The organism is Streptomyces sp. FIT100, from assembly GCF_024584805.1.
Lineage (GTDB): Bacteria > Actinomycetota > Actinomycetes > Streptomycetales > Streptomycetaceae > Streptomyces.
In genome coordinates this window covers 4,316,033-4,339,605 of sequence record NZ_CP075715.1, presented here as the reverse complement: position 1 = coordinate 4,339,605, position 23,573 = coordinate 4,316,033, and the positions used below count along the sequence as shown (strand labels likewise).

The 23,573-nt window shown below is 71.7% G+C and carries 22 protein-coding genes and 1 pseudogene; 9 read left to right on the top strand and 14 right to left on the bottom strand.

Annotation, left to right across the window (positions count from 1 at the left end; translation table 11 throughout):
* Positions 1-206: 206 nt before the first annotated feature.
* From KK483_RS19585 to KK483_RS19575, 3 genes are all read left to right on the top strand, one after another.
* Entirely contained in the window at positions 207-578 is a 372-nt protein-coding gene (locus tag KK483_RS19585) for a RidA family protein (protein WP_399014349.1), read from the top strand.
* Between the two features lie 67 nt (positions 579-645).
* Positions 646-1,089, top strand: a complete 444-nt coding sequence (locus tag KK483_RS19580; protein WP_262006508.1) for a VOC family protein — start codon at positions 646-648, stop codon at positions 1,087-1,089.
* A 23-nt stretch (positions 1,090-1,112) separates the two neighbouring features.
* Positions 1,113-2,552: an NAD(P)/FAD-dependent oxidoreductase gene (locus tag KK483_RS19575; RefSeq protein WP_262006507.1), complete on the top strand. Its 1,440-nt coding sequence runs from the start codon at positions 1,113-1,115 to the stop codon at positions 2,550-2,552.
* A gap of 41 nt (positions 2,553-2,593) precedes the next feature.
* Here the strand turns inward: KK483_RS19575 and KK483_RS19570 are convergent, their stop codons facing one another.
* The 5 genes and pseudogenes from KK483_RS19570 to KK483_RS19550 form a co-directional block, all read right to left on the bottom strand.
* A complete protein-coding gene (locus KK483_RS19570; protein WP_262006506.1) occupies positions 2,594-3,052 on the bottom strand; it encodes a carboxymuconolactone decarboxylase family protein in 459 nt (152 codons plus the stop codon).
* A 55-nt stretch (positions 3,053-3,107) separates the two neighbouring features.
* A complete protein-coding gene (locus KK483_RS19565) occupies positions 3,108-4,028 on the bottom strand; it encodes an NADP-dependent oxidoreductase (RefSeq protein WP_262006505.1) in 921 nt (306 codons plus the stop codon).
* Positions 4,029-4,597: 569 nt separating this feature from the next.
* Positions 4,598-4,837 carry a response regulator transcription factor gene (locus KK483_RS19560; RefSeq protein WP_262006504.1) on the bottom strand — a complete coding sequence of 80 codons (240 nt, stop codon included), beginning with the start codon at positions 4,835-4,837 and terminating at the stop codon, positions 4,598-4,600.
* A 310-nt stretch (positions 4,838-5,147) separates the two neighbouring features.
* The gene (locus tag KK483_RS19555; RefSeq protein WP_262009602.1) at positions 5,148-6,257 is read right to left on the bottom strand and encodes an NAD(P)/FAD-dependent oxidoreductase; all 1,110 of its coding nucleotides are present in this window, start codon (positions 6,255-6,257) and stop codon (positions 5,148-5,150) included.
* Between the two features lie 123 nt (positions 6,258-6,380).
* Positions 6,381-6,853, bottom strand: a pseudogene (locus tag KK483_RS19550) (hypothetical protein); the annotation flags it as partial.
* 412 nt (positions 6,854-7,265) lie between these two features.
* On the opposite strand from KK483_RS19550, the gene KK483_RS19545 reads away from it, so the two are divergent.
* The 3 genes from KK483_RS19545 (at position 7,266) to KK483_RS19535 (ending at position 10,640) form a co-directional block, all read left to right on the top strand.
* Entirely contained in the window at positions 7,266-7,745 is a 480-nt protein-coding gene (locus KK483_RS19545) for a hypothetical protein (RefSeq protein WP_262006503.1), read from the top strand.
* Between the two features lie 228 nt (positions 7,746-7,973).
* On the top strand, positions 7,974-8,648 hold the full coding sequence (locus tag KK483_RS19540; protein ID WP_262006502.1) for a class F sortase: 675 nt from the start codon (positions 7,974-7,976) through the stop codon (positions 8,646-8,648).
* A gap of 153 nt (positions 8,649-8,801) precedes the next feature.
* Positions 8,802-10,640: a pectate lyase gene (locus KK483_RS19535; protein WP_262006501.1), complete on the top strand. Its 1,839-nt coding sequence runs from the start codon at positions 8,802-8,804 to the stop codon at positions 10,638-10,640.
* Positions 10,641-10,807: 167 nt separating this feature from the next.
* Here KK483_RS19535 and KK483_RS19530 read toward each other — a convergent pair whose 3' ends face one another.
* Positions 10,808-11,644: a bifunctional 2-polyprenyl-6-hydroxyphenol methylase/3-demethylubiquinol 3-O-methyltransferase UbiG gene (locus KK483_RS19530; protein ID WP_262006500.1), complete on the bottom strand. Its 837-nt coding sequence runs from the start codon at positions 11,642-11,644 to the stop codon at positions 10,808-10,810.
* Between the two features lie 71 nt (positions 11,645-11,715).
* Between KK483_RS19530 and KK483_RS19525 the strand changes: the two genes are divergently transcribed.
* Together KK483_RS19525 and KK483_RS19520 are read left to right on the top strand one after the other, a co-directional pair.
* Positions 11,716-13,587, top strand: a complete 1,872-nt coding sequence (locus KK483_RS19525) for a S9 family peptidase (protein WP_399014345.1) — start codon at positions 11,716-11,718, stop codon at positions 13,585-13,587.
* A gap of 117 nt (positions 13,588-13,704) precedes the next feature.
* Positions 13,705-14,454 carry an SURF1 family protein gene (locus KK483_RS19520; RefSeq protein WP_262006498.1) on the top strand — a complete coding sequence of 250 codons (750 nt, stop codon included), beginning with the start codon at positions 13,705-13,707 and terminating at the stop codon, positions 14,452-14,454.
* Positions 14,455-14,532: 78 nt separating this feature from the next.
* Here KK483_RS19520 and KK483_RS19515 read toward each other — a convergent pair whose 3' ends face one another.
* The 8 genes from KK483_RS19515 to KK483_RS19480 form a co-directional block, all read right to left on the bottom strand.
* Positions 14,533-15,780 (bottom strand): hypothetical protein, encoded by a 1,248-nt coding sequence (locus KK483_RS19515; RefSeq protein WP_262006497.1) that lies wholly within the window; start codon positions 15,778-15,780, stop codon positions 14,533-14,535.
* A gap of 137 nt (positions 15,781-15,917) precedes the next feature.
* Positions 15,918-16,640, bottom strand: coding sequence for a SigE family RNA polymerase sigma factor (locus tag KK483_RS19510; RefSeq protein ID WP_262006496.1), 723 nt, complete (start codon positions 16,638-16,640; stop codon positions 15,918-15,920).
* 278 nt (positions 16,641-16,918) lie between these two features.
* The gene (locus KK483_RS19505) at positions 16,919-18,025 is read right to left on the bottom strand and encodes an aspartate-semialdehyde dehydrogenase (RefSeq protein ID WP_262006495.1); all 1,107 of its coding nucleotides are present in this window, start codon (positions 18,023-18,025) and stop codon (positions 16,919-16,921) included.
* 31 nt (positions 18,026-18,056) lie between these two features.
* A complete protein-coding gene (locus KK483_RS19500; RefSeq protein ID WP_262006494.1) occupies positions 18,057-19,337 on the bottom strand; it encodes an aspartate kinase in 1,281 nt (426 codons plus the stop codon).
* 298 nt (positions 19,338-19,635) lie between these two features.
* Positions 19,636-20,391, bottom strand: a complete 756-nt coding sequence (locus KK483_RS19495; protein WP_262006493.1) for a hypothetical protein — start codon at positions 20,389-20,391, stop codon at positions 19,636-19,638.
* Positions 20,392-20,576: 185 nt separating this feature from the next.
* Positions 20,577-21,245, bottom strand: coding sequence for a DUF5063 domain-containing protein (locus KK483_RS19490; protein WP_262006492.1), 669 nt, complete (start codon positions 21,243-21,245; stop codon positions 20,577-20,579).
* Positions 21,238-21,837 carry a recombination mediator RecR gene (recR, locus tag KK483_RS19485; protein ID WP_262006491.1) on the bottom strand — a complete coding sequence of 200 codons (600 nt, stop codon included), beginning with the start codon at positions 21,835-21,837 and terminating at the stop codon, positions 21,238-21,240. Before recR ends, KK483_RS19490 begins: the two co-directional genes overlap by 8 nt.
* A 209-nt stretch (positions 21,838-22,046) precedes the next feature.
* On the bottom strand, positions 22,047-22,388 hold the full coding sequence (locus KK483_RS19480; protein WP_262006490.1) for a YbaB/EbfC family nucleoid-associated protein: 342 nt from the start codon (positions 22,386-22,388) through the stop codon (positions 22,047-22,049).
* 321 nt (positions 22,389-22,709) lie between these two features.
* Here KK483_RS19480 and KK483_RS19475 point away from each other — a divergent pair, with 321 nt between their 5' ends.
* Positions 22,710-23,477: an SLATT domain-containing protein gene (locus KK483_RS19475; RefSeq protein WP_262006489.1), complete on the top strand. Its 768-nt coding sequence runs from the start codon at positions 22,710-22,712 to the stop codon at positions 23,475-23,477.
* Positions 23,478-23,573 lie beyond the last annotated feature (96 nt).

Below are 23,573 nucleotides of genomic sequence, written 5' to 3'. Positions count from 1 at the left end.
CGGCATGGGCGCCGTTCGTAGCTGGAAGGCGTCCGGCGGGACATATTGCTAGGCTCGAAAGAGGTTGATCTACGGAATAGCGCTTCGCCGTGGGAGTCTCGGGCCAAAGGCCGAATCGAAAGAGGTAGGCACCACGCCGCGTCACGGAAGCCCCTGGATCGATGGAGGGATCCATGACTGTTCAGGCCGTGAGATTCGGTTTTGGCATGCCATGGGAATCCCTTTACGGATACAGCCAGGCACTGCGGGCAGGTGAGACTCTGTACGTCTCCGGACAGCTTTCTCATGACGAAGCCGGCACCTTCATCGGCGCCGGAGACTTCGAGCTCCAAGCCAGGACCACGTTCGCCAACATGGATCTCGTACTGAAGCACTTCGGAGCCACTCGCAACCAGATCGTCGAGACCACCGTGCTACTCGTCAACCTGCGGCAGGACTTCGACACGGCTGCGCGTCTCCACGCGGAGTACTTCGAAAAGCACCGCCCCACCAGCACCGTGATGGGCGTTGCCGGTCTCGCGCTGCCGGACCAACTCATCGAGATCGGGGCGGTCGTGCGCCTCGACCTGGAGGCGTAGCCGCCGGACCCGGCGGGAGTATGCGGCCGCGGTCACCTGGGGCGGCCGTAAGGGAAAAGGTGGCCCAATGGATCTGAAGCTGGAAGTCGTCGTACTGCCCGTCTCCGACGTCGACCGCGCCAAAGCCTTTTACGAAGGGTTGGGCTTTCGCATGGATGTCGACTACTCGGGCGGTGAGGGATTCCGGGTGGTACATCTGACGCCCCCGGGGTCGCCGTGTTCGATCCTCTTCGGCGACAGGGTGACAACCGCTGCGCCGGGCTCGGTCCAGGGGCTGCATCTGATCGTCGACGACGTCGTGGCGGCCCGGGCCGAACTCGTCGAACGGGGAGCCGACATGAGCGAGGTGTTCCATGACGCCGGCGGTGTCTTCCATCACGCCGGGGAGGAGGCGCGGGTCAGCGGCCCCGAGCCCGAGCGCGCGAGTTACGGCTCGTTCGCCTCGTTCAGCGACCCGGACGGCAACGGCTGGGTGCTGCAGGAAGTGACGACCCGGCTTCCCGGGCGATGAGCAACGAGACGCAGGGAGCAGCAGTGAACGACACCTCCCGCACATACGACGTCGTCGTCATCGGCGCGGGCCCCGTCGGGGAGAACGTGGCCGACAGGACCAGTGCCGCCGGTCTCAGCACCGTGATCGTGGAGAGTGAGCTGCTCGGTGGCGAGTGTTCGTTCTGGGCGTGCGAGCCCAGCAAGGCGCTGCTCCGGCCGGTTCTGGCGCGTGCGGACGCGCGCCGCGTTCCGGGGCTGAAGCAGGCGGTGGCGGGGCCACTGGACGTGCCCGCGGTCCTCGCTCATCGCGACGACATCGTCAACCACTGGCACGACGAGGACCAGGTCGAGTGGCTGAACTCGGTCTCCGTCGACCTCGTACGGGGCCATGGCCGCCTCGACGGTCCGCGCCGGGTGGTGGTGACCACCCCCGACGGAGGCACCGTACCCCTCACCGCCCGGCACGTGGTCGCCGTCTGCACCGGCACCGGTGCGGCGCTGCCGGATCTTCCCCGTCTGGACGAGGTGCGTCCGTGGACCAGCCGTGAGGCCACCAGTGCCGATGCGGTGCCGGGGCGTCTCGTCGTGGTCGGCGGGGGCGTCGTGGCCGTCGAAATGGCCACCGCGTGGCGTGCGCTCGGTGCGGAGGTGACCTTGCTGGTCCGGGGCGGGGGTCTGCTGTCGCGGATGGAGGCGTTCGCCGGGGAGTTGGTCGCGGAGGCGTTGCGCGAGGCGGGCGTGGACGTGCGCCTCGGGACCGCCGTCACGTCCGTGGCGCGGGAGGACGGCCCCGGCGGCGAGGTGCGTATCACGCTGGCGGACGGGGGCCGACTGGCGGCCGACGAGATCCTGTTCGCGATCGGCCGGGCGCCACGCACCCGGGACATCGGCCTGGAGACCATCGGTCTCGCCCCGGGCGACTGGCTGAAGGTCGACGACACCTTCCGGGTCGGCGCGATCGAGGACGGCTGGCTCTACGCGGTCGGCGATGTCAACCACCGTGCCCTGATGACACATCAGGGCAAGTACCAGGCCCGGATCGCGGGCGCCGTGATCGGGGCCCGCGTCAACGGCGAACCGCTCGACGAGAGCAGGTGGGGCACGCACGTCGCGACCGCCGACAGCGAGGCCGTGCCCCAGGTGGTCTTCACGGACCCCGAGGTCGCGGCCGTCGGTCTGAGCGCGCGGGAGGCGGAACGCTCCGGACGCCGGGTCAAGGTGGTGGACAACGACTTCCGCAGTGTGGCCGGTGCGGTCCAGTACGCGGAGGGATACCGCGGAAAGGCCCGCATGGTGGTCGACCTGGACCGCGGCACCCTGGTCGGTGCCACCTTCGTGGGCCCCGGCGTCGGGGAACTGCTGCACTCCGCGACCATCGCGGTCATCAGCGAGGTGCCGGTCGAACGGCTGTGGCACGCGGTGCCCGCCTTCCCGACGATCAGCGAGGTGTGGCTGCGGCTGATGGAGGCATACCGCGGATAGGCGACGGCAAGGGTGATCATCCCGAGAAACGCCCGGGGTGGTCAGCCGCCCACGGGGTACCGGCTGGTGATCGCGACACGGCTGAAGGCGTTCATCACCGTCGCCAGCCAGGAGACCGCCGAGACCTGTTCCCCGGTGAGTACGGCCGCCGCGGCGTCGTAGTCCTCGTCGCTGACGTGTCCGTCCCACACGCGTGTGATCGCCTCGGTCAGGCGGAGGGCGGCGCGGTCGGTCTCGGAGAAGTAGCCGGTCTCTCCCCACGCCGGCAGCACGGCGATCCGGTCGGGGCTCTCACCCTTCTTGACGGCGTCGCGGGTGTGCATGCGCAGGCAGTACGCGCAGCCGTTGATCTGGGAGGTGCGGATCTTCAACAGCTCGACCAGGAGCGGGTCGAGGCCCGCCGCGGCGGCCTTGCTCTCCACTTCCGTCGACAGGGCGATGAGGGCCTTGTAGGCGGCCGGGTGCTGCTTTCCGATGTTGACGCGGTGGGTGTCCGTCATGGGTCCTTCGCTTCGTTCGGGCGGCCTGCGCCGCGGAATGGTCCTTCGGGGGCGTTCAGTCCTCGGCGACACGGATGATCGTCTTGCCGAGGGTGCGCGTGGCCGGAGCGAATGCGGCGGCTGCCTCGGCGAGCGGCAGTACGTCACCGACAACCGGCCTGAGGCGGCCGTCCCTCAGCCGGGTGGCAAGGTCGGCGAGCCGGGCGCGGTCGGGTTCGACGACGAAGAAGACGGCCCGCCCCTCCCTGGGGCGGACGTCGGGCGGCGTGGCGATGGTGACGAGCGTGCCGCCGGCCCGCACCAGGGCGGCGGAGCGGGCGAGGACGTCTCCACCGATCACGTCGAGCACGACGTCGACCTCGCCGACGTCCTCCAGCGTCTCGGTCCGAAGGTCGAGGAAGGCGTCGGCGCCGAGTGCGAGCACCGTGTCCCGGTCGGCGGACCGGCCGGTGCCGATGACACGGGCGCCGGCCTCCCGGGCGAGCTGCACCGCGATCGATCCGACGCCGCCCGCGGCACCGTGGATCAGGGCGGTCTGGCCGGTGGTGAGGCGGCCGTGGTCGAACAGGCCCTGCCAGGCGGTCAGGCCGGAGACCGGCAGCGCGGCGGCCACGGTGTGGTCGACGTCCGCCGGCAGCGGAGCGAGGTTGCGGGCCTCGACCGCGACGTGCTCGGCGAGCGAGCCGTTGCGGGTCCAGTCGGTCAGACCGAACACCCGCTGGCCGACGGTCAGGCCGGTGGTGCCGTACCCCAGCTCGACGACGACACCCGACACCTCGTGCCCGGGCACGCTGGGCGTACGGTCGCGGCCCGAGCGATCGGTCCAGGTGCCCGGCCAGTCCAGCTCCCCGGGCGTGAAGCCCGCGGCGTGCACCCGCACGATGACGTCGTTCTCGGCCGCGTGGGGGTACGGCAGGTCCGTCAGCGACAGCCCGGCGATACCGGCGTCGCGGTCCGACACAGCGATGGCTTGCATGACAGCTCCTTACTGCGGATGGGCGGTGTCGGCCGAACGCCCGAGCGCCCGACTGTTCGGGCGCAGCGCTGACGGCGGCTCGTCGGAGAACGCAGCAGGTGGATGTATGCCGTACCGCATGATCGATCTCACCTGCTCGCGGGGGATTTCTCGGTCGTCCTTCTTCGGATCTGGTGCTTCGGATCTAGTGGCGGGTGCAGGCGACTGCCAGGATCAGGCTGTGCACGAGCCTTCGTTCCCCGCGAGATTGAGCAGAGCACTCGACTGGGTGGGGCTCCCCCCGTCCGTCCTCTTTCTTTGGTTCGGCGTCAGGGACTACCGCGCCGGCGCCTCCGTGGGGTGGCCGATCGGCGGAGCGCTGCTGGTGCTGGTCAGCCTCTGGGTGATCTGTCGTGAGCTGCCGCCCCTTCGCCGACGCCGATAGCGGTGGCTGTGGGCTGTGGGCTGTGGGCTGTGGCAGGCGAGCTCGACATGCCTTGGCTCAACGGATCAGGGCCGGTGACTCCGTCGAGTCACCGGCCCTGATCCGTTGAGCGAGGCCGACCAGGCCCCCGCCCCGGGGGACGGGGTCACAGGCCGAGGGAGATCGCCAGGCGGGTGAGCTCCGCCGTGGTGTTGATGTCGAGCTTGGCCCGGATGCGGCGCAGGTAGGCGTCGACCGTGTGCTTGGAGAGACCCATGTGGCGGGCCGTCTGGAGGTAGGTGCGGCCGGCGGCGATGTGGCGGAGGGTTTCCCGCTCGCGCGGGGCCAGGGCGGGGGCGGGGGCCTCGGTGGAGTGGGTGGAGGGGGTGGCGAGGGTGAGGCTCATGGGATTTCCTCCGACGCATCGGTTCGATCGTCCTGCTCACACCCTCGGAAGCAGGGAGCAAATGTCTGAATTACTGCTATTTGCCCTCTTTCCAAAAGGCTGCCGGGGGGACGTCATGACGGCGTCCGCCGACTGTCACAGACGTGTCACAGGCCACACGAAGAGCCTCGGAGTCGGCCGGGAGGAACGGGCCGTACGCAGGGCCCCGGGGAAGGGAACGGGGCCCTGAGGACGGGGCAGGAGGAAGGCGCGGTGGCACTCAGGGCGTACCCGGTCACCGGTTGTGTCGACACGTGCTCACCCCGAAGAGTCAATCGCCAGAGGGGCGCCCCGTACCCCGGGCACCGATCACGGTGTCGATGCCGTGCCGGCGTTCACCGAGGACCCGTTCGCAGGCGACGGCCTCCGCGGCCGGGCCGAAGGGTGCCCGGCCGGACGCCACCGTGCGGCGGGCCACCGCCGCGGCGGCGTCGGCGGCCACGAGATCCGCGTTGATCGCGATCGCGGCCTGCATCCCGGAGGCCGCGGACACGGCGACACCGGCCATGAGGTCGGTGACGTTGCCCGCGACCCACACCCCGGCGACGCCGGTGAACCCGCTCGCGTCCGACTCGACGTAGCTGCCCATGCCCATGGGATGGTCCACGCTCGTCAGGCCGAGCTCCGCGAGCACCTCGCCGCGCGCCTCGAAGCGCGGTGCCACGGCCAGGGCCCGCACCGGCACCCGCGTGCCCGAGGCCAGCCGTACGCCCGAGAGGCGGTCTCCGTCGTCGCCGCCGTCGGTGTCGAGCCCGACGACCTCGCCGTCGACCACGGCGATGTCGCGTGCGGCCAGCTGCTCCCACTGTTCGTCCGTCGGATCGCCCGCGGTGTGCAGGAACACGGTCACGTCCGGCGACCACTGCCGGAACAGCAGCGCCTGGTGGGCGGCCCAGGGGCCGGTCGCCAGTACGCCGATCGGCGCGTCCCGTACCTCCCAGCCGTGGCAGTACGGGCAGTGCAGGACGTCACGCCCCCACAGCTCCCGCAGGCCGGGCACATCCGGAAGCCGGTCGACCAGGCCGGTCGTCACCAGCAGCCGCCGTGCCGTGAACCGGCCGCCGCCCGCGGTGTCCACGGCGAAGCGCTCGCCGTCCCGGCGGGCCCCGGTGACGCGGTCCGCCACGATGCGCCCGCCGTAGCCGGTGACCTCCTGGCGGCCGGTCCGCAGCAGGTCTTCCGGCGGGAGGCCGTCGCGGGAAAGGTATCCGTGGACCGCGGCGGCAGGCGCGTTGCGCGGCTCCCCGGAGTCGATCACCAGCACCGAGCGCCGGGCCCTGGTCAGGGTCAGCGCGGCCGACAGCCCGGCCGCGCCGCCGCCGACCACCACCACATCCACTACGGAGGAGGCGCCCGCGGCGTTGTGGAGACCGCCCGCCATGGCTTGCTTGTCCGTCTCAGTCATACCGCCCACCCTGCGACCCGCCGGCCGAAGCGGCAACGTTCGTTGCCGCTCCGGCAACGAGTGCGGAACGACCGGGCGGCCGAGAGCGGAGGAGACCGGTCAGGCGGCCGCTTCCGCGCCGCCGAAGCGGTCGCGGTACGCCGCAAGGTCCTCCACCGCGATCTTCGCGAAGAGCACCGGCGGGACGGTGAAGGCGGTGCCGGCCGGGACCGCGTCCAGCGCCCTGGCCTCCTCGGCACTCACCCACGCCCGGGCCGAGGCTTCGGCGCCGCCCGGCGCCGTGGTGCCGGGCGGCAGCGCGGTGTCGCCCGGCAGCGCGAAGGCACCGCGCATGGCAGCGGCCGTGGCCGGGATGACCGGCTCGGAGACGACCCCGTACAGATGGATCAGGTTCATGATCTCCAGCCAGGGGGACTGTCCTCCAGATACGCCTTGCCCGCGGACCACAGCGCGCGCAGCGCGGCCGCGGCCTTGCGGAACTGGAGGGCCTCCATCTGCTCCTCGTACTCGGCGAGCAGCCGTGCGATCTCCTCACCCAGCTCGGCCTCCACCGGACCGGCCGCGGCGCCCGCGCCACCCGCGCGGGAGCGGCCAGGAGCTGCGGATTCTCGTCGTCGTAACGACGCGGGCACCTGGGCTTCCCGCGGTTTTACGGTCCGTCAGGTCGCCGCTGGTGAAGGCCCGCAGACCACCACCGCCGTCGCCCCCACCGCCCCACCGCGGCCTGCACCCGACGCGATCCACCGCGCCCCGTCGCCGCCGGCCGCGCCACCCGTTCGCCGCATAAATCTGATATTCCGTCATTGGGCGTATCGCGGCCCGCGCGACCTGTGCGAATGGTCCGGCCGGGATCCGGCGCGCACACCCCCGTGCGTTTCGTGTCGGTCTTTTGATCATTTCAGCTGATTTTCTTGGGGCCTGGAGCGCGGCGTCCTCGTCGGGACATCAGGTCCCGCCCCCCGCGCTTGTCGGAGGGTGGTGAAAATGCGTACTGCACGTGTACTCGCCGTTGGCGCCTTGACCGTCATTGCTTTCGGTCTCCCGGGCGCGGCGGCGGTCGCCGACGAGTCCGATGTCCATGTCAGCCCCGACGTGGCATACCCGGGCTCCACCGTCACCGTCAGCACCTCGGCCTGCGAGTCGGGTGGCTACGCCAAGGGCCAGGCGGAGGCGGGCGGTCAGATCAACCTGACCGAGAGCGACAACGAGGGTGAACTCGCCGGTGAGTTCACCGTTCCCGACGATGCCGCGGACGGCGTCTACTCGATCACCGTCAAGTGCCCCCCGGCGACGCGGGTGATGACCGAGTTCGAGGTCGCCCGCCAGCCGGAGGGCGCGGTCCGCGGGGGATTCGGCGGTGCCGGCGGGATGAGTGGCACCGAGATCGCGGCGGGCTCCGCACTGATCCTCGGTGCGGCGGGCGGCCTGGTCGCAAGGCGGCGGCGGGCCGGCGCGGCCGGCTGACCGACCGCTCTTCACCGACCGCTCTTCACCGACCGCCCTTCGCCGACCGTCGGCGCGGGCCCGCCCGGCCGGGGCGGGTCCGCGCCGCCTCCCTCCGGCACACCGCCGCCGCTTCACCCCTGCTTCAACCACCGCCCCACCCACCGCTTCACGCACCGCCCCACTCACCCCTTCACGCACCACCCCGCGTACCGACCACCCCTTCCCCGGACCCGGAGCGTGACCTCCATGGGACGCGCGCTTTCCGCATTCTCCCCGTCGAAGAAATCCCTCGTCGCCGTCCTGTGCGCCGGCGTCTATCTGCTGGTGCAGGGACTGAACGGCGAGACGGCTCCGCAGCCGCAACCGGCCCAGGCCGGCACCGCGTCCGCGGCACCGCCGGCCGCGCACGGGCCGGCGGTCCGTCATGCGCCGCCGTACCGTTCGAGCAACAGGAACGGCGACCGCTCCCGCGCCGAGCCGGCCAGGCTGCGCATCCCCGCGATCGGCGTGGACGCGCCGGTGATGAAGCTCGCGCTGGACGCGGCCGGCTCACTGGACGTCCCGCCGGCGGACAAGGCGAACGTCGCCGGCTGGTACGCCAAGGGGCCCGCACCGGGCGAGGCCGGCACCGCCGTCGTGGCCGGGCACGTCGACACTCCGTCGGGCCGCGCCGTGTTCTTCTCGCTCGGGGCGCTGCGCAAGGGCAGCACGGTCGAGGTGACGCGCCGGGACCGGCACACCGCCGCTTTCAAGGTCGACGCCGTCGAGATCCACCCGCGGAAGGGCTTCCCGAGCCGGAAGGTGTACGGGAGTTCGGCCGTGCCGCAGTTGCGGATCATCACCTGCGGCGGCGGCTACAGCAGGACGGCCGGCTACCTGGGCAACGTCGTCGTGTACGCGACGCTGGTCAGCACCCGCTGACCCGCCACACCACCACCGGTCATGGATATGAACAAAAATCATTGATACGAACTCTTGAGCACCGCGAAGAGCGGGTGGTAGGCGTAGGGGCAGCCACTCCCCCCTTCCCCCGCAACGCAGTTGCGGCTTCCGCCGTGCCTGGAGGCGCACCCCATGACGACGCCCATGAACCGCAGGACCTTCGGCCGGTTCGCCGCCGCACCCGTGCTCCTCGGCGCGCTGTCGGGGCTCCCGGCCGCACCGGCACACGCGGCGCAGGCACCCGCCCGCCCGTCCCCCGCACTGGCACACGCGCCGTCCCCCGCGCCGTCCGCGACGCGCGGTGCCGCCCACGCGATGAGCCGCGCGGCCGTTTTCATGGATGAACAGGTCTCGTACCGCGGCGGCTACGTGTGGAGCTATCTGCCCGATCTCTCCGCCACCTGGGGCGAGATGGAGGCACGGCGCACCATGTGCTGGGTCCAGCCGCCCGGCACCCCCACCGTCGGACACAGCCTGCTCGACGCCTACCACGCGACCGGCGACGAGACCTTCTACCGTGCGGCGGAGCGCACCGGGCTCGCGCTCGTCGCGGCCCAACTGCCCATAGGCGGCTGGAACTACATCCATGACTTCGCCGGCGAGGGCGCGCTGCGCCGGTGGTACGACACGATCGGTGCCAACGGCTGGCGGCTGGAGGAGTTCCAGCACTTCTACGGCAACGCCACGTTCGACGACGCAGGCACCTCCGCCGCCGCCCAGCTGATCCTGCGCCTGTACGTGGAGCGCAGGCACCCCGCGTTCAGGGCGGCGCTGAACCGCGTGATCGACTTCATGCTCAGGGCACAGCTGCGCGGCGGACCCGCGGACGGCGGCTGGCCGCAGCGCTTCCCCGCGTTCTCCGGCTCGGTCAGTGACACCCCCTGGCCCGACGCCCGGCCGTCCTGGCTGCCCGGCGACGTCGGGCACGGCATGGAGGACGGCGACTACACCCGGCACGTCACCTTCAACGACGACGTGCTGGGCGAGAACATCAAGTTCCTGCTCATGTGCGCCGCGACGCTGGGGCGGCGGGACCTGAACCGGCCCGTGCTGCGCGCCATGGCCTGTCTGCACCGGCTCCAGCAGCCCGGCCCCCAGGCCGGCTGGGGCCTCCAGCACCTCGCCCACGCCGTGAACGGCCGCCCCGCGGGAGCGCCCGCCGGAGCGCGTTCCTACGAGCCGCGGGCGCTGACCACCCACACCACCCAGACCAATGTCCGCCAGCTCTTCCACTACTTCCGGCTGACCGGCGACCACGCCTATCTGCGGCGCGTACCGGAGGCCATCGCGTGGCTGGAGAGCTGCCCGCTCACCGATGAGCAGAAGGGCGAGAACCCGCTGCTGAAGAACAGCACGCACCCGACCTTCGTCGAACTGGGCACCAACCGCGCCCGGTTCGTCCACCGCTTCGGCTCCAACATCCGCAACGGCGCCTACTACTACGACCACGACCACCGGAACACGCTCAGCCACTACTCCGGCGGCCGCTCCGTCGACATCGCCGGCCTCAGGTCGACGTACGAGGAGCTGATGGCGATGGGCCGCGCGGAGGTGGCGGAGCTGCGCGCCCGGTCCCCGCTCACCCCCGGCAGCCCGTACGAACTCCCCCGGTACTTCGGCATCCGCGACCTCGAACCGACGGATCTCTTCCGGGAGGCCGAGTTCACGCTCCCCGTGGTGACCGACGCGCAGGCGGACGCCCTCGTGACCGGTCTCGGCACCAAGGACCACTGGATCACCCCGGTGGGCACCACGACCAACCCGTACCGCGGCCCGGCTCCCCGCACCCCGTACGACGGCACGGCCTATATGAGCAAGCACGTCGGCGACACATACGACACCTCCCCCTACAACCCCGCCGATCCGCCGGCGGAGCCGCCGTACCAGCCGGGTGAGAGCGCCCAGGGGATCACGACCTCGGCCTTCACCGGCAACATGGCGAAGCTCGTCGCCTACGTCGCCGACCGGTGACGCCCGGCTCCGCGGCGCTCGGCGCTCGGCGCTCGGCAGCGCCCGACCAGGGGGACGTGCCAGTCGCCCGGCACTCGCGCCTGAACCGGACGCAGGCCGCCTGCCGCGGATCCGCTCGCGGGTCCCCGGCAGGGTTGTACGGGGGAGTGCGGACCCGCCGCCGGACATCAGCCCGTGGCCTGCTTCGTCGCCTTCAGCGAGTACATCAGCGGGATGCGCGGGCGGTCCGCCGGGAAGCGGTGGTAGCCGTCGTCGTGGCGCCTCAGCGAGCCGAAGCGCGCGAAGAGCGAGACGTCGTGCTCGTGCAGGAACTCGATGCGCAGACCGGCGGCGGCGATGGCCGAGACGACCTCGCCTATCGGGTGCTGCCACTCCACGCTGCGGTTGTGGACGGTCCGTGCGTCGAAGTCCGCGTACGTGCCCGGGGTCTCGTCGATCCAGGCGTCGCGGGCGAAGTAGTCGTGCGTGACCCGGGAGCCGGTCGCGTCGTCGAGGCTGTCGGTCAGCGGGTGGAACTCGGCGAGGTAGAGGAAGCCGCCCGGTGCGACGAGCGCGGCGGCCGTCTCGGCCCAGCGGGTGACGTCGGGGAGCCAGTTCAGTGCGCCGACGCCGGTGTAGACGATGTCGTACGAGGTGTCGGGCACGGCCTCGGCCGCGTCGTACACGTCGGCGGCGACGAACGCCGCCCTGTCGGGGCCGAGGCCGAGGTCCGCGGCGAGTGTGCGGGCGGCTTCGACGGCGGGCTCGGAGAAGTCGAGTCCGACGACGCGAGAGGCGCCGCGGCGGGCCCACGAGAGGGTGTCCAGGCCGATGTGGCACTGGAGGTGGAGCAGGGAGCGGCCGGAGACGTCGCCTGCCTCGGCCGTCTCGAAGTCGCGCAGCGAGTCCTCACCCGCGCGGAAGGCCGCGAGGTCGTAGAAGTCGCCCGCGACGTGGATGGGGACGCGTTCGTCCCAGCGGGAACGATTCGTCTCGCGCCAGTCGGCCGGAGGCGGTGAGTACATGCCGCGGAGGTTATCCACAGGCTGCGGACGACGCGAACGGTTTGTGGGCGGGGCGGCGCAGAATGGGGGGCATGACTGAGATCACCGAGTCCACGCCGGGCTCCTCCTCCGAGCCCGTGCCGAGCACCGCGCCGGCGTCCGCCGGCGGCATGCCCGACTGGGAGCGGCGCTTCCGGGCACCGCGCGTCTCGCTCCCCGACTGGGCGGAGGACGCCCCGGACCGCTCGCTCTTCGTCTCGAACGCGACGGGGACGTACGAGCTGTATGCCTGGGATCGCGCGACCGGCGAGCAGCGCCAGGTGACCGACCGGCCGAACGGGACGACGGACGGCGTGCTGACCCCCGACGGCGAGTGGGTCTGGTGGTTCTCGGACCGGGACGGGGACGAGTTCGGGGTGTGGCTGCGGCAGCCCTTCGGCGGCGGGGCCGACGAGCCCGCGGCCCCCGGTCTCCCCTCCTCGTACAGCGCGGGGCTGGCGCTCGGGCGGGACGGCACGGCGGTGGTCGGCCGCTCGACGGACGAGGAGGGCACGACGATCCACGTCGTCCGGCCCGGGGCCGACCCCGTCGAGATCTACCGGCACCGGGAGTCGGCCGGCGTCGGTGATCTTTCGCACGACGGGACGCTGGTCGCCATCGAGCACACGGAGCACGGCGACGCGATGCACTCGGCGCTGCGCGTGGTCCGGATCGGCGGCACCTCCCACGCCGCGAGCGATGGGGCGGGTTCGCTGGTCGCGGAGCTGGACGACACCGAGGGCGGCACGGTCGAGCTGGGCCTGGAGGTGCTGGGCTTCGCCCCGGTGGACGGGGACACCCGGCTGCTGGTGGGGCACCAGCGGCGCGGACGCTGGGAGCCGATGCTGTGGGACGTGGCGACCGGCGAGCAGACCGACCTGGCGATCGAGCTGCCGGGCGATGTGAGCGCCGAGTGGTATCCGGACGGCTCGGCCCTGCTGATCGGGCACAGCTTCGAGGCGCGCAGTGAGCTGTGGCGCTTCGACCCGGTGATACGGGAGCTGACCCGGGTGGAGACCCCGGCGGGCTCCGTCTCGGGCGCGACGGCCCGGCCGGACGGCACGGTCGAGTATCTGTGGTCCTCGGCCGCGCAGCCGCCGAAGGTGCGCTCCACGACGGGCCGGGAGGTGCTGGACCCGCCGGGGATACAGGCACCGGGCTCGGTGGCGGTGGAGGACGCGTGGGTGGACGGGCCGGGCGGCCGGATCCACGCGCTGGTGCAGCGGCCGGCGGGCGAGGGCCCGTTCCCGACGGTCTTCGAGATCCACGGCGGCCCGACGTGGCACGACAGCGACGCGTTCGCGGCCGGTCCCGCCGCCTGGGTGGACCACGGCTATGCGGTGGTGCGGGTGAACTACCGGGGCTCGACGGGGTACGGGCGGGAGTGGACGGACGCGCTCAAGCACCGGGTGGGTCTGATCGAGCTGGAGGACATCGCGGCGGTCCGTGAGTGGGCCGTGGCCTCCGGGCTCGCCGACCCGGCGAAGCTGGTGCTGGCGGGCGGCTCGTGGGGCGGCTATCTGACCCTGCTCGGGCTCGGCACCCAGCCGGACGCCTGGGCGCTGGGGCTCGCCGCGGTGCCCGTCGCGGACTACGTGACGGCGTACCACGACGAGATGGAGGCCCTCAAGGCGATGGACCGCACGCTTCTGGGCGGCACTCCGGAAGAGGTGCCCGAGCGGTACGAGGCGTCGTCGCCGATCACCTACGTCGACGCGGTGAAGGTGCCGGTTTACATCTCGGCGGGGGTCAACGACCCGCGCTGCCCGATCCGCCAGGTCGAGAACTATGTGGACCGCCTCGCGGCCAGGGACGCCGTGCACGAGGTGTACCGGTACGACGCGGGGCACGGCTCGCTGGTGGTCGAGGAGCGCATCAAGCAGGTGCGGCTGGAGCTGGCCTTCGCCGAGCGGCATCTGAAGTAGAGCCGCGGACACTCCGCGGAATCGAGGACACGAGGGGGACACGAAGGAGGACCCGAACGAGGACCCGAGGGAGGACCCGAGGACGGAAGTAGGAGCGGCGTTCCGTACCGTGGAGGGGTGTACCGGTTCCTGCTGACTCCCCGCTGGTGGGGAATCAATGTGTTCGTCGCGCTGAGCATCCCCTTCTGCGTCTTCATGGGGACCTGGCAGCTCGGCAGGTTCGAGGACCGCGTCGACACACACCGGGCCGCCGAGCAGCGGCCCGACCCCGGCAAGCGGGCCGCCGTGCCGCTCGACGAGCTGCTGCCCGTCGACAAGGAGACATCGGGGCGGCACGCGACGGCGACCGGCCGGTACGGGGAGCAGTTCCTCGTGCCGGAGCGGCAGCTGGACGGCAAGCGCGGCTCGTATGTGCTGACGCTGCTGCGCACCGGCAGCGGCAAGGCCCTGCCGGTCGTGCGCGGCTGGCTGCCCGCCGGGGCGAAGGCGCCGGCCGCGCCCGCCGGCGAGGTGACGGTGACCGGCGCCCTGCAGGCGTCCGAGACGACGAGCAGCGACGGGGCGAGCGCTGCCGGCGGGGCGGCGCCCGGGCGGCTGGGCATGATCAGCGCGGCGTCGCTGGTGAATCTGGTGCCGGACGACGTGTACGACGCGTGGATCACGCTGCCCGCCGCACCGGACGGGATGAAGCCCGTGCCCGCGGCGGCGCCGCGGGGCAGCACGCTCGACCTGAAGGCGTTCCAGAACCTCGGCTACACGTTGGAGTGGTTCGCGTTCGCGGGCTTCGTGCTGTTCATGTGGTTCCGCTTCGTGCGGCGCGAGGCTGAGGCGGCGAAGGACCAGGCGCTCGGTCTCGACCCGGCGTAGAGCGCGGGGCGGGCCGCGTCGTCCGCAGCCCGACCCGGCGTACCCCTCACGTGCCCTCACCCACCCCGGGCGGTCGCGTCAGGGGGCGTTCAGCACGCCTGTGCGGTAGATCGTTCCTGCGCAGGCGTTCGGAATGGTCGTCTCGGCGACCGGGGCTCCGGCCTCCGGGGTGTGCGCGACCGAGATGCTGCCGTCCGCCGTGCCGCCGCCGTCCGCGGTGCCGAGCTGGGTCTCGGTGGTGCTCGACCCCGCGCCGTCGGTCATGCCCGAAGCGCCGTCCGTGGGCGAGGGGTCGGGCGAGGGTTCGCCGGTCGTGGGACAGGTCTCGGAGGGCACGAAGGCGAACTTCACCTCGTACGACGTCGCGGGCTTGAGGACGAGCGCGCCGGCCTGGGAGGCCGGGTCGGGCAGGCCGCTCGCGGCGTCGCCCGCCGTGTGCTCGACCACACTGATCTTCGCCGCGTCGGCCGCGCCGATCGCCTGCACGGCGACCGTGCCGCCGCCGGTGACCGCGCATTCGGTGCCGGAGACATTGGCGATGCGGAACGTGCCGTACACCTTGCCCTCGGTGTCAGGGGCGCCGAGTTCCGTCCTGTCCACACCGAGCTGACCCGATGAGCAGGTGGGCGTGGTGGCGGGAATGCTGTCCGCCGGGACGACGGTGGCGCCCGGTGACGCGGAGGCCGAGCCGACGCCCGGCAGCACCGGCTTCTGGGACGCGTCGGCCGTGCCGGCGGAGCCCGGGGTCTCCCCGCTGAAGCCGCCGGTGCCCTGCTCGCCTTCCTCGCCGCCGGTCTCGGTGCCGGTGCCGCCCTGGGCCTCCTCGCCGTGACCGGCGTTGATGCCGGTCAGGTCGCCCGAGAGACCACCGGTGTTGGCGACGTGGACGAACGCCGGGACGGCGGTGCCGAGCAGGATCACCGAGGCCGCCAGGCCGACGAGCGCCTGCCGCTTGCGGGCGCGCCGAGCCGGCACGGCCTTGCGGAGGTGGTCGAGGGCACCGTCGGAGGGAGCCAGGTCGTCGACGGCGTCGTGGAGCATCCGGCGCAGGGCCAGTTCGTCGCCGCCCAGCGCGTCCAGCTCCTCTCCGCCCGAAGCCCCACCCGAAGAGCCACCCGAAGCCCCGCCCGAAACGCCACCCGGAGAGCCGCCCGAAGCCCCGCCTCCGAAGGCGGTACCTCCGAGCGCGGCCCGGAGCCCGTCCAGGCCATCACCGCGGCCGAGCGCGTCGCCCGCCGCGCGGCCCGGTGCGTCGCCGCCCAGCGGGCCGGCATCTCGCCCGTTCTCCCGCTTGCCGTGCATGTCGTCCAGCGGCCCGTGGTTCACAATTCCGTTCCCAGTCCGGTCGTTCAACGGCCCGTCCGGCCCGTACAGCTCAGCTTCCCGCCCACGATCATGCCCGGACCCGCCCTCTGGCCCGAAATCGTGCCCGTTCCCGTCTTCGCGGCCGTGCTCTCGTCTGTTCATGCCGAGGCCCCCATGGCGACGCGCAGCGCCGCGATGCCCCGCGAGCCGTACGCCTTCACCGAGCCCAGCGAGATGCCCAGGGTCTCGGCGACCTGAGCCTCCGTCATGTCCGCGAAGTACCGCAGCACGAGGACCTCGCGCTGGCGCCGCTGGAGCCCGCGCATCGCCTTGATCAGCGCGTCCCGCTCCAGCTGGTCGTACGCGCCCTCTTCGGCGCTCGCCATGTCCGGCATCGGCTTGGAGAGCAGCTTCAGCCCGAGGATCCGCCGGCGCAGCGCGGAGCGCGACAGATTGACGACGGTCTGCCGGAGGTAGGCGAGGGTCTTCTCGGGGTCCCGGACCCTTCTGCGCGCCGAGTGGACGCGGATGAACGCCTCCTGGACGACGTCCTCGCAGGACGCGGTGTCGTCGAGCAGGAGCGCGGCGAGGCCGAGCAGCGACCGGTAGTGGGCGCGGTAGGTCTCGGTGAGGTGGTCGACGGTCGTGCCTGCGGCCATCGCGTCGTCAGCGCCCTCGCGCTGCGACGGGATGCCGGTGGGACGAGTGGAGGGCATGGGGGCGATCACCGGCATGCCGCCGGCCGTCCGGGGACGCCGGAGCGGACGCACTGCGGCTCCGCGCACCGGGACCCCGCCGGCCACGCCGACGACGCGGGGCGGCAGCACGGCCGCTCTGCCGCGCACCGGGACCACCGCTGTGATGTCGAGTACCTCTGCCACGCCTGTTGGACACGCTTCCCCCCGTCAGGGTTGTACGCGCGCGCCACCGCTTTTGACGGTGCACCGTATGCCCTCATGCGTAATCGCTCTTCCCCAATGCCCCATTTATCGCGGCACCATGAAGGGGCGACCGCAAAGACGCTTCCCACCCGCCCACCGGTTGCAGAATGGCAGGAAAGCATCGTCGAACATGCCATCACCCCAGTTCAAGTGGTACATGCAAGAGACTTGCTCACAGGGTGTTCACAGATCCTACAAACATCTGCGATGAGCGGTACTCAGAATTCCGCTACGGGGACCGGCGCGGCACCGCTCTCGGGCAGGCTCCTGGCGATCGCCTCGGCGATCTGGGCGGTGTTCAGCGCAGCGCCCTTGCGCAAGTTGTCGCCGCACACGAAGAGTTCGAGCGCACGCGGATCGTCCATGGCCCGCCGGACCCGGCCGACCCAGGTCGGATCGGTCCCGACCACATCCGCGGGCGTGGGGAACTCCCCCGCGCCAGGGTCGTCGCAGAGCACCACGCCGGGCGAGGTGGCGAGGATCTCGTGCGCCCGCTCGACGCTCACCTCGCGCTCGAAACGGGCATGCACGGAGACCGAGTGGGCGGTGACGACCGGCACCCGCACACACGTCGCGGAGACCCTGAGTTCGGGCAGGTCCAGGATCTTGCGCGTCTCGGCCCTGATCGCGAGCTCCTCGGTGGACCAGCCGTCCTCCGCGAGCGCCCCGGACCACGGCACCACGTTGAGCGCCATGGGGGCGGGGAACGGACCGGTGCCGTCGCCGACGGCGCGGCGCACATCGCCGGGGTGCGTGCCCAGTTCCGTGCCCGCGACCACGGCGAGCTGGGTGCGCAGCGCCTCGACGCCGCCGAGCCCGGCGCCGCTGACCGCCTGGTACGCGGAGACGACGAGCTCGTCCACGCCGAACTCGGCATGCAGCGCGCCCACCGCGACGATCATGGCCAGGGTGGTGTCGCCGGGGCTCGCGACGATGCCGCGCGGACGGACCCGTACGGCATGGGGGTTGATCTCGGGCACAACGAGCGGAACATCCGGGTCCAGCCGGAAAGCAGCTGAATTGTCCACGACGACAGCACCCTTGGCGGCGGCGATCGGCGCCCACTGGGCGGCCACCTGGGCCGGCACCAGGAACAGCGCGACGTCGATGCCTGTCAGCGCCTCCTCGGAGAGCGCGACGACCTCGGTCTCCTCGCCGCGCACGGACAGCTTGCGGCCGGCCGAGCGCACCGAGGCGACCAGGCGTATCTCGCCCCACACGTCCGCACGCTGGGACAGGATCTGGAGCATCACCGCGCCGACGGCCCCGGTCGCGCCGACGACCGCGAGCGCGGGCTTGCGCGGCCCGGCGACAGGGCGGTTCATCGTGCGACCACCGGGGGCCGGCGCGCTGCGGTCACCGTCCGGTGCCTCCGTAGACGACCGCCTCGTCGGAGTCGCTGTCCAGACCGAAGGCGGTGTGGACGGCCTGCACGGCCTCCTTGACGTCGTCCGCGCGCGTGACGACCGAGATGCGGATCTCGGAGGTCGAGATCAGCTCGATGTTCACGCCCGCGTCGGAGAGCGCCTCGAAGAACGAAGCGGTGACGCCCGGGTTGGTCTTCATGCCCGCGCCGACGAGCGAGATCTTGGCGATCTGGTCGTCGTAGCGCAGCGACTCGAAGCCGATGGCGTCCTTGGTCTTCTCCAGCGCGTCGATCGCTTTGCGGCCCTCCGTCTTCGGGAGGGTGAAGGAGATGTCGGTGAGACCGGTCGACGCGGCGGAGACGTTCTGCACCACCATGTCGATGTTGATCTCGTTGTCCGCGATGGTGCGGAAGATGGCGGCGGCCTCGCCCGGCTTGTCCGGGACGCCGACGACGGTGATCTTCGCCTCGGAGGTGTCGTGGGCGACACCGGAGATGATGGCCTGCTCCACCTTGGGACCCTTTTCGTCGGAGTGCGGCTCGTTGCTGACCCAGGTGCCCTGCAGTCCCGAGAAGGACGAGCGGACGTGGATCGGGATGTTGTATCGGCGTGCGTACTCGACGCAGCGGTGCAGCAGCACCTTGGAGCCGGAGCTGGCGAGCTCCAGCATGTCCTCGAAGGAGATCCAGTCGATCTTGCGGGCCTTCTTCACGACCCGCGGGTCGGCGGTGAAGACGCCGTCCACATCGGTGTAGATCTCGCAGACCTCGGCGTCCAGCGCGGCGGCCAGCGCGACGGCGGTCGTGTCGGAGCCGCCGCGGCCGAGGGTGGTGATGTCCTTCTTGTCCTGGGACACGCCCTGGAAGCCGGCGACGATGGCGATGTTGCCCTCATCGAGCGCCGTACGGATGCGGCCCGGCGTCACATCGATGATGCGCGCTTTGTTGTGGACCGAGTCGGTGATGACACCTGCCTGGCTGCCCGTGAACGACTGGGCCTCGTGGCCCAGGTTTTTGATCGCCATCGCCAGCAGGGCCATGGAGATCCGCTCTCCGGCGGTCAGCAGCATGTCGAACTCGCGTCCGGCAGGGATGGGGGATACCTGCTCGGCGAGATCGATCAGCTCGTCCGTCGTGTCGCCCATCGCCGAGACCACGACGACCACCTGGTGGCCGTTCTTCTTGGCATCGACGATCCGCTTGGCGACGCGCTTGATGCCTTCGGCATCGGCAACGGAGGAACCTCCGTACTTCTGCACGACCAGGCCCACGTGCGCTCCTCGCTCGGTCTGTGCCGCAGTCATCACTGCGGTCGGCTCAGTTTAACGAGCGAGCCAGGAACGCCCGGTAGGTATCGCATCGTGAGATGTCCCGCTCACGACGTGATCATCCGGCACAGTGGCGGCTGCCGCCGGGGCGGAGCGCTCCTGACCGCTCGGGCTCCCGCCTGCCCGCGGCAGCGGCCGGGTACGCGGAGTGTGGGCCGCTTCACACCGGCCCGGCCCTCACACCGGCCCGGCCCCTCGCGCGGGACCAGTTCCTCGGGCGGGACCGGCTCCCCGCGCGGGATCAGCTCTTCGCGCTCACCATGAGCGAGGCGTTGCCGAGGAAGGCGGTCTCCCACGCGTCGTCGGGCGCCGCCGCGTCCACCAGTTTGATCATGAGGGGCATGGAGCCGGCGGGCCCGGTCGGGACCGCGCGGATCCGGTAGCGCTCGACGCGGGAGGCTTCGAGGGCGAGCGGACTCCCGGTCGCGGTGAGCCAGAGCGGCTGGACGTCGTTGGCGACGCGCAGTTCTACGTTGGTCCAGCGGCCCGTCGCCGGATCACGGCGCTCGACGACGAAGCCGTTCTGGGCGGAGGACCTGCCGTTGGCGCTCTCCATGATCTCCATCTGGAAGGCCACGGCGACCTCGGCGTACGCACGCGTGTTGCCGTTGTGGACGGAGACCGTGAACTCCTTGGCGGGGCCGCCCCGCGCCAGGTCGAGCCTGCCGCCCGGGGCGGAGGCGAACATGGTGAGCTTGGTCGGCCGGGAGGGGGCCTTCGGCTTCGCCGTGGGTGTCACGGGCCGCGTGGACGGTGCCGCGGAGCCCTCGTACCCGGAAGGGCCCGTCTGCGGGGTCGCCGAGACAGGAGCCGAGGGCGAGGGCGTTGCCGAGGGCGATGCCGCCGGGGTCAGGGGCGGCGTCGTGGACACGGACGGTACGTCGGAGACCTCTCCGGCACCGCCCGCCGGGGACGACTCGGGGCCGCAGCCCGACAGCAGAGCCGCCGCCACGACCACCGCGGCGGCAGCTCTGTGCGCAGTACGTCGTCGTCCCATGCGGTCCACCATTCCCCAGCCCCCAGCACCCGTACGTTGAACGTCGAAGGACCGCCAACCTAGCGGTGCCGGACACCCCGTGGGACCAGCCGGAACGTATCGCTTCTGCTACAGCCCGAGCACGCCCCGGGCACCCCGGGACACCCCAGGGCACCAAAGGAACCCGAGAACCCCCGGGATACCGTCTAGCGGGCGGTACGGACCTTCCGCAGCCCCAGCGGCCCCGCGATCTCCTCGACCATCACGCGCCCGGCCTCCTCCGCCAGGTCGTCGTCGGGCAGGTCCTCGTCCGTGTCGAGGCCGTCCAGCTCCGCGAGGGGCTGGTCGAGGCGGACGTGCGAGACGAGCGACTGGAGTGCGCGCAGGGTGGCCGACGCCGTCGGTCCCCAGTTGGAGAAGTACGAGAACTGCCACCACCACAGCGCCTCGGTGGTGCGGCCCGCGCGGTAGTGGGCGAGGCCGTGGCGGAGGTCCGTGACGACGTCCGCGAGGTTGTCGGAGATCCGGCACGGGACCGGCGCCTTGCGCGGCTCGTACGGGTCGAAGACCTCGGAGAAGACGTCGACCGGGTCGAGCAGGACCGCGAACCGCTCGCGCAGCTCGTCCACGTCCTGGTCGGGGCCGGTGTCCGTCTCGTACCGCTCCTCCGGGACGATGTCCTCGTGCGCGCCGAGCCGGCCGCCAGCGAGCAGCAGCTGCGAGACCTCCAGCAGCAGGAAGGGCACCGCACTGTCGGGTTCGTCGCCCTTCGCCACTTCCGTGGTGGCGACGATGAAGCTCTCGATCGAGTCGGCGATCTGGACCGCGAAGTCGTCCGGATCCTGCGTGGCGGAGTGCAGCGTTGCGTCAGACATCGAGAAGTCGTCTCCCCTCGAAGGCACGCCCGAGCGTGACCTCGTCGGCGTATTCGAGATCGCCGCCAACGGGAAGTCCGCTGGCGAGACGCGTCACCTTCAGCCCCATGGGCTTGATCATGCGCGCCAGGTAGGTGGCGGTGGCCTCGCCCTCGAGGTTGGGGTCGGTCGCCAGGATCAGCTCGGTGACCGCGCCGTCCGCGAGCCTCGTGAGGAGCTCGCGGATCCGCAGATCGTCCGGGCCGACGCCCTCGATCGGGCTGATCGCGCCGCCCAGGACGTGGTAGCGACCGCGGAACTCGCGGGTCCGCTCGATCGCCACGACGTCCTTGGGTTCCTCGACCACGCAGATGACCGCCAGGTCGCGGCGTGCGTCCCGGCAGATGTTGCACTGCTCCTGCTGCGCGACGTTGCCGCACACGGCGCAGAAGCGGACCTTGTCCTTCACCTCAAGGAGGGCGTGGGCGAGGCGGCGGACGTCGGTGGGCTCGGCCTGGAGGATGTGGAAGGCGATCCGCTGCGCGCTCTTGGGACCGACGCCGGGCAGCCTGCCCAGTTCGTCGATCAGGTCCTGAACCACGCCTTCGTACAACGGAACGCCTCTCCGGTTCTCCGGGACTCTCCGGTCTCCGGGACTGCTTCGATGGTTACGGCTCGATGGCTACGGTAGTAGCTGGGCGTACGCCATAGAAGCGCGTACGCCTTACCGGCGCGTGTACGCCGGGATCCGGACGGCTCCGGATCCGAACGGCGGCTCCGAATTCGAACGACTCCGGAATGGATGACTCCGGAACGAACGGATCAGAACGGCAGGCCCGGGATCCCGCCGCCGCCCAGACCCTGTGCCAGCGGCCCGAGCTTCTGCTGCTGGAGGAGCTGCGCGTTCTCGTTCGCGGCCTGGACGGCGGCGACGACGAGGTCCGCGAGGGTCTCGGTGTCCTCCGGGTCCACCGCCTTGGGGTCGATGACGAGCGCCCTCAGCTCCCCGGAGCCGGTCACGGTCGCCTTGACGAGACCGCCGCCCGCCTGGCCGTCGACCTCGGTCGCCGCGAGTTCCTCCTGTGCCCGGGCGAGATCCTGCTGCATCTTCTGGGCCTGCTGGAGCAGCTGCTGCATATTGGGCTGGCCACCACCGGGAATCACGGTCACTCCTGGCATTTCGACGACGAATGTTCGGTAAACCGAGCCTACGTGGTCCCGGAGCGCCCCGCCCCGCCCGCTCGTCACCAACTCTTTCGAGTGAGAGCGTCCGGCCTCCCCCTACCCGACCAGGACCCTCGTGCGGGCGGAAATACCGGGATTTCGCCCCCGCGGCCCACCATTCGGCGGTAGGAAGACCCTGCGCATCAGAACCCACGCGCGCATCGCACGTCACGCAGGGTTAGCACGGTACGGACGCAACAGTCACGCAGAGCAATGCGTAGCCACGCAGTGCAGTCACGCAGAGCGCAGAGGAGTGCCCCGGTGAGCCAGCCGGAGATGCAGCCTGGGGGGTCGGCCCGGGAGGAGAACGGGGTCTCTCGCAGCGAGGGCGCCCCCGCCCGGGAGAGCCTGGACGCGCACGGCGACCTGACGGGGCGGCCCTTCCCGCTCGGGGACTGGGGCGAGCCCGCGGAGCGACTCGACGAGCTGTACCGCTGGGTCGAGTCGAACGCGCTGCGCACCGCGGAGTGGTACCTCTCCGACCGGGCCCGCAAGCGCCGCTGGGCCCGGGTGCTGCGCGTCGGTACGGCCCTGGGCGTGATCGCGGGCGCCGCGCTGCCGCTCCTCGACCTCACCGACGTGCTGTCGGGCGCCGCGGGCTGGGGCTATCTCTCGCTGCTGCTGGCCGGGGCGTGCCTGGCCTGCGACCGGTACTTCGGCCTGACGTCCGGCTGGATGCGGGGGGTCGCCGCGGCCCAGGCGGTGCAGCGACGCCTCCAGGCGCTCCAGTTCGACTGGGCGTCGGAGAGCGTGCGCGAGGTGCTCGGCCCGACCGAGGGCACGGCGAGCGAGGCGGCGGAGCGGTGCCTCGGGGTGCTGCGCCGCTTCTCGGAGGACATCACCGAGCTCGTACGGGCGGAGACGGCGGACTGGATGGTCGAGTTCCGCTCCGGCCCGGCCCCGCAGGTGCTGCATTCGCACGCGGGCACGGCGCCGCGCCCGGAGAACGGCCACCCCTCAGGCCGCTTCCCGCTCACACCGCCGACCCGGCCGAACATGCCGAGGCAGCGGCCGCCGGAGCCGCGCTGACCCGCGCCGGACCCGCCAGCCGCACGGCCCCCGCACCGCCCGCACCGACCCCGCCGGCCGCGCCCGCCGTGACGGCGGTGCCCGGCCGGCGCACGG

Bases quoted from the DNA above. Each gene is read 5' to 3' on its own strand.
- KK483_RS19585 (WP_399014349.1), top strand. From the start codon at position 207: ATGCCATGGGAATCCCTTTACGGATACAGCCAGGCACTGCGGGCAGGT.
- KK483_RS19540 (WP_262006502.1), top strand. From the start codon at position 7,974: ATGGGACGCGCGCTTTCCGCATTCTCCCCGTCGAAGAAATCCCTCGTC.
- KK483_RS19555 (WP_262009602.1), bottom strand. From the start codon at position 6,257: ATGGCGGGCGGTCTCCACAACGCCGCGGGCGCCTCCTCCGTAGTGGAT.
- KK483_RS19490 (WP_262006492.1), bottom strand. From the start codon at position 21,245: ATGTCTGACGCAACGCTGCACTCCGCCACGCAGGATCCGGACGACTTC.
- KK483_RS19560 (WP_262006504.1), bottom strand. From the start codon at position 4,837: ATGAGCCTCACCCTCGCCACCCCCTCCACCCACTCCACCGAGGCCCCC.
- KK483_RS19565 (WP_262006505.1), bottom strand. From the start codon at position 4,028: ATGCAAGCCATCGCTGTGTCGGACCGCGACGCCGGTATCGCCGGGCTG.
- KK483_RS19530 (WP_262006500.1), bottom strand. From the start codon at position 11,644: ATGTACTCACCGCCTCCGGCCGACTGGCGCGAGACGAATCGTTCCCGC.
- KK483_RS19580 (WP_262006508.1), top strand. From the start codon at position 646: ATGGATCTGAAGCTGGAAGTCGTCGTACTGCCCGTCTCCGACGTCGAC.
- KK483_RS19570 (WP_262006506.1), bottom strand. From the start codon at position 3,052: ATGACGGACACCCACCGCGTCAACATCGGAAAGCAGCACCCGGCCGCC.
- KK483_RS19545 (WP_262006503.1), top strand. From the start codon at position 7,266: ATGCGTACTGCACGTGTACTCGCCGTTGGCGCCTTGACCGTCATTGCT.
- KK483_RS19535 (WP_262006501.1), top strand. From the start codon at position 8,802: ATGACGACGCCCATGAACCGCAGGACCTTCGGCCGGTTCGCCGCCGCA.
- KK483_RS19525 (WP_399014345.1), top strand. From the start codon at position 11,716: ATGACTGAGATCACCGAGTCCACGCCGGGCTCCTCCTCCGAGCCCGTG.
- KK483_RS19505 (WP_262006495.1), bottom strand. From the start codon at position 18,025: ATGAACCGCCCTGTCGCCGGGCCGCGCAAGCCCGCGCTCGCGGTCGTC.
- KK483_RS19495 (WP_262006493.1), bottom strand. From the start codon at position 20,391: ATGGGACGACGACGTACTGCGCACAGAGCTGCCGCCGCGGTGGTCGTG.